Raw genomic sequence first — 10240 nt, forward strand, 5'->3', positions numbered from 1 at the left:
GTGCGGTGCAACGATCGGCCAGCCTACCGCGCGCAGTACGACAACCCGATCACGGGGACGGCGGCGGGATCAGGCGCTGCGCCGCGGCAGCACGCCGCTGAGCAGGAACGCGACGCTCCGTTCTTTCTCCGTCCAGGCCCGGGTGTCGAGTTCGACGGACTGCAGCAGGGCGCACTCGACGCCGTAGCCGTGCTCCGTCAGGTCGCGGCCGATGAGTTCGGCGGCGTCACGGGTGCCGGCGTGCGTGACGATGCGCTGCGGGCGGCGGTCGGCGACCGCCGAGACGACGGCCGCTCCCCCGCCGCCGACACGGACGACGTCCGGTTCGGGGAGGTTCTCCAGAATGTGCGGGGCGGTGCCGTGCACGATCTGGAGCTGGACGCCGAGGCGGCGTGCGGTGGCGTCGGTGCGGGCGCAGGCGGCCCGGTCGCTGTCGACGGCGATGACGGCGGCGCCGGCACGCGCGGCCTCGACGGCGAAGGCACCGCTGCCGCAGCCGATGTCCCACACGAGGTCGCCGACGCGCGGTCCGAGGCGGGCGAGTTGGGAGGCGCGCAGCGGCTGGGTCTCGCCCTCACCGAGGGGGGCGCCGTAGGTCTCGGAGGGCAGGGACCAGCCGCGGGGCCCGGCGGAGGGGTCGCGGCCGGCGATCCAGCCGCCGGCCTCCCCAATGGTGCCGGGTCCGGCCGGGCCGCCGAGGACGATGACGACGTTGGGGTCGCGCCAGGCGTGGTCGGCGGCCTTGTCGGAGGTGACGATCGTGACGCGCTCGCGTTCGGTGCCGAGTTCCTCGCAGATGACGAAGGAGCGATGGACTCCTTCGAGGAGCAGGCCCAGTTCGGCCGGGCCGGCGCCGGGTGAGGTGAGGACGGCCACCTTGGTGTGGGCTCGGCATACGTTCACCGCGCGGCGCAGGGTGCGGCGATGTGCGACGACCACCTGTGCGTCGTCCCAGGGCATTCCGGCGCGGGCGAAGGCGGCGGCGACGGAGGAGACGGCGGGGACGACTTCGACCTCGAGGCCGAACTCGGGAGCGCGCAGGGTCCGTACGACGCCGAAGTAGCCGGGGTCGCCGTCGGCCAGCACGACGGCCGTGCCGCGGTGGCCGGCGATGCGGCGGGCCGCGAGGGCGACGCTGCCGAGGCGGATGCGCTCGGCGCCGGCGGGTACCTCGGGGAGCGCCAGGTGGTGGGCGGCACCCGCCACGAGCGTGGCGGCACCCAGGGCGGCGCGTGCCGCGTCGGTCAGCGGCGAACCGTCCCAGCCGATCACCGTGACCCGGTCGGCCATCGTCGTCAGTCTCCAGAGGATCTCGCAGGTCGTCTGCGTGTCGTGTCGCGAGCGGCCCGTGGGTGGGCTTGGTGAGGGTACCCGGTGGAGCCGGCGGAGGGGACGGCGGTGCGGTCGCGCACGGTGGCCGTTCCCGTCAGTTCCAGTCGCCGAAGGAGGTGAAACCGCCGGGCAGCCGGCCGCCGACGCCCTCCAGGTCCTCGGGGAGCAGGCTCCAGACGATGAAGTCGGTGCGTACGTCCGTCCACGTGCCGTCCTCGGCACGGCTGCGGGCTATACAGGCGTTGCGCAGCACGCCCTCGCTGATACAGCCGATCTTCTGGGCGACCTGCTGGGAGGCGGTGTTGTCGGCCGCCGTGCGCAGTTCGATGCGTTCGAACTTCTGGTCCGAGAAGAGCCATCGGGCGGTGACCAGGGCGGCCTCGGAGGCGTAGCCCTCGCCCCGGGCCCAGGGGGCGATGATGTACGACAGTTCGGTGGAGCGTACGCGCCAGTTGGTCTTGCCGAGCTGGATGACGCCGACCAGGCGCTGGGTGAGGAACTCGGTGACCGCGAAGTCGAGGCCGCGTCCCTCGGTGCGCTGGGCGGGGGCGTACTCGGTGATCCAGGTGCGGGCGCCGTCCTCCGTGAAGGGCTGGGGGACGGAGGTCCAGGCGGCCACCTGCTCGTCGTTCATCATCGCAGCCAGGGCGGCGATGTCGTCTTCGTCAAGGGGACGCAGCACCAACCGCTCCGTGCTGATGGAGACGTTGGGAAAGGTGCTCGTCATGCGCCGCTCCGTAACCTTCGGTGAACCTTCAGGGCCTGCTCAACTGCCCAGCATGCAGCATGAAAGCACTGATCCGCACCACGGGGTCCTCCCCCACCAGGTGAGGAAGGACCCCTGCGGCGCGGGTGCCGGGCGCGGGCTCAGAAGGAGGCGAGCACGGCGCCGTCGTACTTGTCCTGAATGAACTTCTTCACCTCGGGCGAGGTGAGAAGCTTCGCGAGCTTCTTCACCCGCGGGTCCTTCTCCTCGCCCTTCTTCACGGCGAGGAAGTTGCCGTACGGGTTGTCCTTCGGGGACTCCAGGACGAGGGCGTCCTTCGCGGGCTTGAGGTCGGACTCGAGGGCGTAGTTGCCGTTCACGACCGCGGCGTCCACGTCGTCGAGGGAGCGCGGCGTCTGGGCCGCCTCCAGCTCCTTGAACTTGAGGTTCTTCGGGTTCTTGGTGATGTCCGAAGGGGTCGCCTCGTTGCCGACGCCCGCCTTGAGGGTGATGATCCCGTGCGCGGCGAGGAGCTTGAGGGCGCGGGCCTCGTTGACGGTGTCGTTGGGGATGGCGACCGTCGCACCGCTCTTCAGGGCGTCGGCCTTCTTGACCTTGTGGGAGTAGAGGCCGAGCGGCTCCAGGTGGACCGTGACGACGGGCACGATGTCGGTGCCGTTCTTCTTGTTGAAGTCGTCGAGGTACGGCTGGTTCTGGAAGTAGTTGGCGCCCACGGAGCCGTCCTGCGTCGCCGTGTTCGGCGTGACGTAGTCGGTGAACTCCTTGACCTGCAGATCGAGGCCCTCCTTCTTCGCCAGGTTGTCCTTGACGTAGGTGAGGATCTCGGCGTGCGGGGTGGGGCTGGCGGCGACGATCAGGGGTCCGTCGGAGCCGGAGTCGCCCGCGCCGCAGGCGCTGAGCCCGAGGGTGAGGGCTCCGGCGGCGAGGACGGCGGTGGTGATCTTGGCGGTGTTACGCACGAAAAGTGCCTTTCCTTATGGCCTTGCGAGTGGTGCGACCCCGTCGTGGGTGAACGGGGAGCTCTAGGAGGCGGCCTTGAGCAGCCGCAGTTTCGGGGCGGGGCCGGAGTGGGCGCCGCGGCGGTGCAGGGAGCGGGCCGCGTAGTCGCCGGCGAACTGGATGACCGAGATGACGACGGCGAGGATCGCGACGGTGATCCACATCAGCTGGGTCTCGAAGCGCTGGTAGCCGTAGCGGATGGCGATGTCCCCGAGGCCGCCGGCGCCGACCGTGCCCGCCATGGCCGAGTAGCCGATCAGGGCGACGATCGTGGTGGTGGTGCTGGAGATCAGCGACGGCAGGGACTCCGGTACGAGGACCTTGCGGACGATGGTCCAGGTGTTGCCGCCCATGGACTGCACGGCCTCGACGAGCCCGTGGTCCACTTCGCGGACGGCCGTCTCGACCAGGCGCGCGAAGAACGGGATGGCGCCTACGGCGAGCGGCACGATGGCCGCCTCGACGCCGATGGTCGTCCCGGTGATGGAGCGGGTGAAGCCCATCAGCGCGACCATCAGGATGATGAACGGCAGGGAGCGGGCGATGTTCACGATCTGCCCGATGACCTTGTTGGCGGCGAGGTTCTGGAGCAGGCCGCCGCGGTCGGTCAGGACCAGCAGGATCCCGAGCGGCAGTCCGCCGACCACGGCGATGACCGTGGACCAGCCGACCATGTAGAGCGTGTCCCAACACGCCTGTTCCAGCAGGGGCTGCATCTCGGACCAGGTCACTTGACGCCCTCCTTCACCAGTTCGGACTCGTGGCCCAGGACGTCGATGTGCAGGCCCTGCTCGCGCAGGAACCCGATCGGTACGACGTTGTCCTCGTAGCGGCCGGGCAGTTCGATGCGCATCCGGCCGACCTGGAGGCCGCCGACGGTGTCGATGGCGGCACCGAGGATCGATATGTCGATGTTGTAGGTGCGCGCGAGCTGCGAGATGACGGGCTGGGTCGCGCTCTCGCCCTGGAAGGTGACGTCGACGACGGTGCGGTCCTCGCCGGAGGCCTCGCCGCCCAGCGGGAACAGCGCGGAGGCCAGCTCGGAGCCCGGGGTCGCCAGCAGCTCGCTGACCGTCCCCGACTCGACGACGCGGCCGTTCTCCATGAGCGCGGCGGAGTCGCAGACCGACTTCACGACGTCCATCTCGTGCGTGATGAGCAGGACGGTCAGGCCGAGCTGCCGGTTCAGGTCGCGCAGCAGCGCCAGGATGGAGCGGGTGGTCTCCGGGTCGAGGGCGCTGGTGGCCTCGTCGGACAGCAGCACCTTGGGGTCGCCGGCGAGGGCGCGGGCGATGCCGACACGCTGCTTCTGGCCGCCGGAGAGCTGCGCGGGGTAGGCACCCGCCTTGTCGGCGAGGCCGACCAGGTCGAGCAGTTCCAGCGCCTTGCGGGAGCGTTCCTTGCCGGACTTGCCGAGGATCTCCAGCGGCAGCTCGACGTTGTCCTGGACGGTCCGGGAGGACAGCAGGTTGAAGTGCTGGAAGACCATGCCGATCCGGCTGCGTGCCTCCCGCAGTTCCTTTCCGGCGCGCGGGCCGCGGCCGGCCAGGGCGGTGAGGTCCTGTCCGGCGACGGTCACGGTGCCGGAGGTGGGGCGTTCCAGCAGGTTGACGCAGCGGATGAGCGAGGACTTGCCGGCGCCGGACTGGCCGATGACGCCGTACACCTCGCCTTCGCGGACGTGCAGGTCGACGCCGTCCAGGGCGGTGACCTCGCGGCCGCGTGAACGGTAGACCTTGGTCAGGTCCGTTGTGGTGATCACGTGGGTTTCCGTCACTGTCGAGTGCGCGGGCGTGGGTGTGCCCGGGCACAGAGGCATTCGTTCAGGGACGCGACACGGTTCTCGCTGAGGCGGGGAACCGGGGAGAACATGCGCGCGCGGCGGCTTGGCGTCTCGCACCGCTCAGGGCGTGCGGACCTGCCGCTGTCTCGCTTCGGGGCGCGAGCTCAGGGGGTGGTGCGGGGGCCCTCTAGAAGGCGCACATTCGACACATACAACGAGCACCGGGCGTCATGGTCGCCTCGGTCGCGGGGATGCGGTCGCTCGTCGTGGTCATGTCGCCAGTAAAACACGCGTACGGTCATGACAGTCACGCCGCTGTCCGGATGCTGGACAGCGGTGAACAGGGGTGGGAACGCGTCAGCCGCGGAGGGAGATTTCCACCCCCTGCTCGGTGACCAGTGCGGACAGGGCCGACAGGTTCTCGACGGTCAGGTCGGCGTCGAGCTCGTGGGCCCGGTGGGTTGTGGTCAACGCCACGGTGGTCATGCCGGCGGCGCGGCCGGCCGTCAGACCGGCGGGGGCGTCCTCGAAGACGACGCAGTGGGCCGGGTCGACGCCGAGGGTGCGGGCGGCGAGCAGATAGGGCTCGGGGTCGGGCTTGCCGCGGGTGATGTCGTCGGCGGCGACGAGTGTCTTGGTAAGGATGCCGACGGCGTCGAGCCGCGCCTCGGCCAGCCGCCGGGTGGCGGAGGTGACGACGGCCCAGCGCTCGGCGGGCAGCGAGTCGAGGAACGCGCGCGTCCCGGGCAGAAGGCGCACACCGCCGTTGGGTACGTCCTCCACCTCCAGGTCCTCGATCCGCGCGAGAGCCTGCGGCACGATCTCGGCGGGCAGCAGGTCGGCGGCTATCTCGACGGCCGGCCGGCCGTGCAGTTCGACCCGCGCGAACTCCTCGGGCGTGATCCCGTACTCCGCGGCCCACCGTGTCCAGCAGCGGTCCACCGAGTCGAGGGAGGAGACCAGGGTTCCGTCGTTGTCGAACAGCAGGGCTTGCGCGTGGATCTTCATGCCCTCGACCCTACGGTGCGGGCCAGGGCCGGAAGCATCGGGCCTTTTCGGCCGTAATAAGGTCGCAGCATGCTTGCTGCTCTGACGCTGGTGACCGGTGTCGCCGCGCTGCTGCTCGCCGCCTGGTGCGGCTGGGCGGCCTACCGAGACCAGCCGACGAAGGACTGGCACTTCATCGGGATGGCCGTGGTCACCCTGCTGTCGCTGGTCCAGCTCGTGGTGGGGTTCGTGCTGCTGGCGCAGGGCGAGAAGCCGGAGCAGGGCACGACGATCTTCGTGGCGTATCTGCTGGGGGCGTTCGCGTGCGTCCCGGCGGCGGGGTTCATGTCACTGGCCGAGCGCACTCGGTGGGGCTCGGTGACGGTTGCCGCCGGCGGTGTGGTGCTGGCGGTGCTGGAGGTGCGGCTCTATGACATCTGGGGAGGCTGAGGTGAGCCGGCGGCGGCTGATCGGTGGGCCGGGGATTCTGCTGGTGTGGTTGTACGGCGTGATGGTCGTGGGGGCGGTGTCGCGGTCCGCGTACCAGATCGCGACGGAGTTCGACCGGGCGCCGCTGGCCTATGCGCTGTCGGCGGTGGCCGGCGTGGTGTACGGGTTCATCACGTACTCGTTGGTGCGGGGTGGGGAGACTGCCCGGCGGGCGGCGCTGGTGTGTTGTGTCGCGGAGTTGGTGGGTGTGCTGACGGTGGGGACCTGGACATTGGTCGAACCGTCGGCCTTCCCGGACGCGACCGTGTGGTCGGACTTCGGGATGGGGTATCTGTTCATCCCGGTGTTGTTGCCGCTGTCTGCCATTTACTGGCTGCGGCGATCGCGTGCGCAGCAGGGGGATGCCGGCTGAGGGGGCGTCGGCGAGTGCGGGTTGTGTGTGGTTGCTCGCGCAGTTCCCCGCGCCCCTAGGGCATGACTAAGCCGTCGCCGCAAAGGTGCCGGCGGGCTTTTCGAGGACGATCATGGGGATGCCGTCCGCGCCCTGGGACGTGCCCACCGTTTCGTAGCCCACCTTGCGGTAGAGGCGGAGGTTGCCCTCGTTGCGGTGGCCGGTGTGGAGGCGGAAGCGCTTGGCGCCGTGCTGGTCGGCGAGGGCTGATTCGGCCGCCCGGAGGAGGCGGGCTCCGATGCCGTGGCCCTGGAGGCGCGGGTGGACGCAGAGCTTGCCGATCGCGGCGGCGCCGTCCTCGGTGACCGAGCCGCGGACCGAGCCGACGACCTCGTCGCCGAGCCGGGCCACGAAGACGCAGTCCCGGGTGACCTCCTCGCGGACCGAGTCGAGGGTTTGGACAAGCGGGTCGATGCGGTAGTTCCCGTACAGCGCCGCCTCCCGCTGGAAGCACAGGTACTGCAGCCTGAAAATCTGCTCCGCGTCCTGCCCGGTCGCCGCAGAGATGGTCACGCTCATGCCCATGTGCGCACGCCTCCCGCTCATCTGATCACCTGTCGTCCCCCACTCCTATCCCCGTCCTCAGTGGGCCGCAACCTCCGGCGCAAGCAATCTGCGCAGACATCCCAGGCATCTGGAACGTTCCGGGCCAAGACTCCCCTGTGACATACCCAACTCCCCTGCGATTTCCCGGTATGTCAGGTCCTGCGGGGAGAGCAGCGCCTCCATCAGCCGGGGGCAGCGGCCCGGGAGGCGGCGCACGGCCTCGCGCAGGGCACGGCCGCGGGCCGCGGCGAGGGCGACCTGTTCGGGGTCGCGGTCGCCGTCGTCTACCGGTTCGCCGGCGTACGGCCGTTCGAGGCGGCTCGTACGGCGGGTGCGGCGGGCCTCCGAGCGGACGGCGCGGCGGAGCCAGCCCTGGGGGTCGAGCGGCGGGTCGTCGGCGTCGAGGCGCTCCAGCAGGCGGAGCCAGACCGCCTGTTCCAGGTCACTGGGCTCGGTTCCCGCGGCATATGCCTCCGCAGAGGCCTCGGCGGTGAGCAGCGGGCTCAGGGCGGTGACCAGGTCGGGTGTCATATGCGGAGCGACGCGGCCGCCCGGGCGGCGGGTTGCCCGGGCGGCCGAAGCTCACTCGACCGGGTGGTGTGAGCTCAGCCGTTGACGAAGGCCTCGCGAGCCAGCAGGCCCGTGTCGGGCTGGTCGGTGAAGACGCCGTCGATGCCGGTCGCGAAGTACGCCTTGTACGCGCCGAAGACATCACCGTAGGCGTCCGCGTCCGTGCCCTTGCGGAAGTTCGCGGGCAGGAAGGGGTTCTCGTTGCGCAGGGTCCACGGGTGCAGGATCAGCCCCACCTTGTGCGCGTCCGGGACGAGCGTCGTCGGCTGTGTGAGGTTGCCCTTGGCGTCGCGCGGGATGACCAGGTCGAGGGTCGGGCCGATGCCCTGCGCGTAGGAGGCGATCTCCCTGAGGCCGGCCGGCTTGACCAGGTCGGCGACGGTGCGCGGGTCGCCGGTCTCGACGAAGTCCCAGGGGCGGGTGTCCGCCGAGGACAGCAGGACGACCAGGGGGTTGTCGACGAGCTTGTTGAGGCGCTCGATGCTGGTCGGCTCGAAGGACTGGATGATGACCGGGGAGGTCCGCCGGTCCTTGCGGTACTTGCGCAGCACCTTGGCCACCCGCTCCTCCAGCGGCAGGCCCTGCTTGCGGAAGTAGGTGGGGTGCTTGAGCTCGGGGTAGATCCAGACCTGCTTGCCGCGCTTGCGGGTCTGCTCGTCCTGCCACTTCAGGACCTCTTCGAAGGTGGGGATCTCCCAGCGGCCGTTGTAGAGGGTGTTGTGCGGGCGGTTGGCCGGGATCCGCTCGATCGCGCGCAGCGTCTTCAGCTCGGCGAGCGTGAAGTCCTCCGTGAACCAGCCGGTCGTGGAGACGCCGTCGAGGAGCTTGGTCTTCTTGCGGTCGGCGAACTCGGGGTGGTCGGCGACGTCCGTGGTGCCGCCGATCTCCGGCTCGTGCCGGCAGACCAGGTGCCCGTCCTTCGTCGGCACCAGGTCGCCCGCCTCGACGATGTCGGCGCCCAGGTCGAGCGCCAGCTGGTACGAGCCCAGGGTGTGCTCCGGGCGGTAGCCGCTGGCCCCGCGGTGGCCGACGATCGTCGGCTTGGGCAGGCTCTTGAATCCGCCGTGTCCGCCGCCGTGCCGGGAGCCGTCCGCCCGCGCCGTGCCGGTCATGCCGAGAACCGCTCCGCCGGCGGTGAGCACCGCCGCGCCGAGCAGGGCCCGCCGTCCGGTCCCGCTCGTTTCTTCGTTCGACCCCTGCGTTCCCATTGAGCGCCCTCCCTGCCGTCGACTCGTCAGTGCGGGCCGATCGTACGGGCGCGTACATGACGGGTGTGAGACCCCGGGCGGAACACACGGGTGACTCCGGATGTCGTAGTGGCTGGTGGGGACGGTGAACTGACGATTCGTCGTATCCCGTTCGATTCGGTGCGGCGGTTCTGGGAACGCGTCCGGTGCGATCCGAGGCGATGTCCGTCACATCATGGCGGCCGGGTTACACACCGTCGACGACACGCCACCGCAGGTAAACACGCGTCAACAGTGCGTAAGGCCCTGGTTAAGTCGCCGTGCCCGATGTGCGCGATCCCCGGGGCCACGAGTATCGTCCTCACCTGCACATACTCATACAGATTCCCTTGACACCGGAGGGTCCGTTGTCCCGCTTCGCGCTCATCAAGGCAGTGCTCGGTCCGGTCATGCGCCTGATGTTCCGCCCACAGGTGGAAGGTGCGGAGCACATTCCCGGCGACGGTCCGGTCATCCTGGCCGGCAACCACCTGACGTTCATCGACTCGATGATCCTGCCGCTGGTCTGCGACCGGCAGGTCTTCTTCATCGGCAAGGACGAGTACGTGACCGGGAAGGGCTTCAAGGGCCGGCTGATGGCCTGGTTCTTCACCGGCGTCGGCATGATCCCGGTCGACCGCGACGGCGGCCGGGGAGGGGTCGCCGCGCTGATGACCGGGCGCCGGGTGCTGGAGGAGGGCCAGGTCTTCGGGATCTACCCGGAGGGCACGCGCTCGCCCGACGGCCGCCTGTACCGGGGGCGTACCGGTATCGCCCGGCTCACGCTGATGACGGGGGCGCCGGTGGTGCCGTTCGCGATGATCGGCACGGACCGGCTGCAGCCGGGTGGGGCGGGTCTCCCCCGGCCTGGGAAGGTCACCGTGCGGTTCGGTGAGGCGATGGAGTTCTCCCGGTACGAGGGGATGGACCGGGACCGCTATGTGCTGCGGGCCGTGACGGACTCGGTGATGACCGAGGTCATGCGGCTGTCCGGGCAGGAGTACGTGGACATGTACGCCAGCAAGGCCAAGGAAGCCGCGTAGTTCTCCTGGCCGCGGGGGCGTGGGGGGGGGGGGGGCCGGCCGCCCCCCCCCGCCCGTGGTGAGGGGGCCCCCCCCCCCCCCCCCGCCGCCCCCCCCCCCCCCGCCCCCCACCCCCCCCCCCCCCCC

General features: G+C 70.3%; 12 protein-coding genes. 3 read left to right on the top strand and 9 right to left on the bottom strand.

The features are described 5' to 3' along the window. Positions 1-69: 69 nt before the first annotated feature. From cbiE to ACFT32_RS36295, 6 genes are all read right to left on the bottom strand, one after another. Complete coding sequence (cbiE, locus tag ACFT32_RS36270; protein WP_382497697.1) at positions 70-1290, bottom strand: precorrin-6y C5,15-methyltransferase (decarboxylating) subunit CbiE; 1221 nt, start codon at positions 1288-1290, stop codon at positions 70-72. A 136-nt stretch (positions 1291-1426) separates the two neighbouring features. Beyond that, positions 1427-2059 carry a GNAT family N-acetyltransferase gene (locus ACFT32_RS36275; RefSeq protein ID WP_382497699.1) on the bottom strand — a complete coding sequence of 211 codons (633 nt, stop codon included), beginning with the start codon at positions 2057-2059 and terminating at the stop codon, positions 1427-1429. Positions 2060-2199: 140 nt separating this feature from the next. Continuing rightward, the gene (locus tag ACFT32_RS36280) at positions 2200-3018 is read right to left on the bottom strand and encodes a MetQ/NlpA family ABC transporter substrate-binding protein (RefSeq protein ID WP_382497701.1); all 819 of its coding nucleotides are present in this window, start codon (positions 3016-3018) and stop codon (positions 2200-2202) included. Between the two features lie 63 nt (positions 3019-3081). Further along, complete coding sequence (locus ACFT32_RS36285) at positions 3082-3789, bottom strand: methionine ABC transporter permease (RefSeq protein ID WP_382497702.1); 708 nt, start codon at positions 3787-3789, stop codon at positions 3082-3084. Continuing rightward, complete coding sequence (locus ACFT32_RS36290) at positions 3786-4820, bottom strand: methionine ABC transporter ATP-binding protein (RefSeq protein WP_382497704.1); 1035 nt, start codon at positions 4818-4820, stop codon at positions 3786-3788. Before ACFT32_RS36290 ends, ACFT32_RS36285 begins: the two co-directional genes overlap by 4 nt. A gap of 378 nt (positions 4821-5198) precedes the next feature. Beyond that, positions 5199-5849 (bottom strand): HAD family hydrolase, encoded by a 651-nt coding sequence (locus ACFT32_RS36295; RefSeq protein ID WP_382497706.1) that lies wholly within the window; start codon positions 5847-5849, stop codon positions 5199-5201. A 69-nt stretch (positions 5850-5918) separates the two neighbouring features. Between ACFT32_RS36295 and ACFT32_RS36300 the strand changes: the two genes are divergently transcribed. Together ACFT32_RS36300 and ACFT32_RS36305 are read left to right on the top strand one after the other, a co-directional pair. Further along, positions 5919-6278, top strand: a complete 360-nt coding sequence (locus tag ACFT32_RS36300) for a hypothetical protein (RefSeq protein ID WP_382497708.1) — start codon at positions 5919-5921, stop codon at positions 6276-6278. Continuing rightward, complete coding sequence (locus ACFT32_RS36305) at positions 6259-6690, top strand: hypothetical protein (protein WP_382497710.1); 432 nt, start codon at positions 6259-6261, stop codon at positions 6688-6690. The genes ACFT32_RS36300 and ACFT32_RS36305 overlap by 20 nt, the downstream gene beginning before the upstream one ends. A gap of 66 nt (positions 6691-6756) precedes the next feature. Here ACFT32_RS36305 and ACFT32_RS36310 read toward each other — a convergent pair whose 3' ends face one another. From ACFT32_RS36310 to ACFT32_RS36320, 3 genes are all read right to left on the bottom strand, one after another. Further along, on the bottom strand, positions 6757-7254 hold the full coding sequence (locus tag ACFT32_RS36310) for a GNAT family N-acetyltransferase (RefSeq protein ID WP_382498122.1): 498 nt from the start codon (positions 7252-7254) through the stop codon (positions 6757-6759). Between the two features lie 57 nt (positions 7255-7311). Then, positions 7312-7806, bottom strand: coding sequence for an RNA polymerase sigma factor (locus ACFT32_RS36315; RefSeq protein WP_382497712.1), 495 nt, complete (start codon positions 7804-7806; stop codon positions 7312-7314). 74 nt (positions 7807-7880) lie between these two features. Next, positions 7881-9053, bottom strand: a complete 1173-nt coding sequence (locus ACFT32_RS36320; RefSeq protein WP_382497713.1) for a glycerophosphodiester phosphodiesterase — start codon at positions 9051-9053, stop codon at positions 7881-7883. 386 nt (positions 9054-9439) lie between these two features. Between ACFT32_RS36320 and ACFT32_RS36325 the strand changes: the two genes are divergently transcribed. After that, positions 9440-10114, top strand: a complete 675-nt coding sequence (locus ACFT32_RS36325; protein WP_382497715.1) for a lysophospholipid acyltransferase family protein — start codon at positions 9440-9442, stop codon at positions 10112-10114. Positions 10115-10240 lie beyond the last annotated feature (126 nt).

Source organism: Streptomyces sp. NPDC057002, assembly GCF_042673825.1.
Taxonomy (GTDB): Bacteria; Actinomycetota; Actinomycetes; order Streptomycetales; family Streptomycetaceae; genus Streptomyces.

Coding starts and splice junctions, on each gene's coding strand:
- ACFT32_RS36310 (WP_382498122.1), bottom strand. CDS start 7,254: ATGGGCATGAGCGTGACCATCTCTGCGGCGACCGGGCAGGACGCGGAG.
- ACFT32_RS36300 (WP_382497708.1), top strand. CDS start 5,919: ATGCTTGCTGCTCTGACGCTGGTGACCGGTGTCGCCGCGCTGCTGCTC.
- ACFT32_RS36305 (WP_382497710.1), top strand. CDS start 6,259: ATGACATCTGGGGAGGCTGAGGTGAGCCGGCGGCGGCTGATCGGTGGG.
- ACFT32_RS36275 (WP_382497699.1), bottom strand. CDS start 2,059: ATGACGAGCACCTTTCCCAACGTCTCCATCAGCACGGAGCGGTTGGTG.
- ACFT32_RS36295 (WP_382497706.1), bottom strand. CDS start 5,849: ATGAAGATCCACGCGCAAGCCCTGCTGTTCGACAACGACGGAACCCTG.
- ACFT32_RS36315 (WP_382497712.1), bottom strand. CDS start 7,806: ATGACACCCGACCTGGTCACCGCCCTGAGCCCGCTGCTCACCGCCGAG.
- ACFT32_RS36320 (WP_382497713.1), bottom strand. CDS start 9,053: ATGGGAACGCAGGGGTCGAACGAAGAAACGAGCGGGACCGGACGGCGG.
- cbiE (WP_382497697.1), bottom strand. CDS start 1,290: ATGGCCGACCGGGTCACGGTGATCGGCTGGGACGGTTCGCCGCTGACC.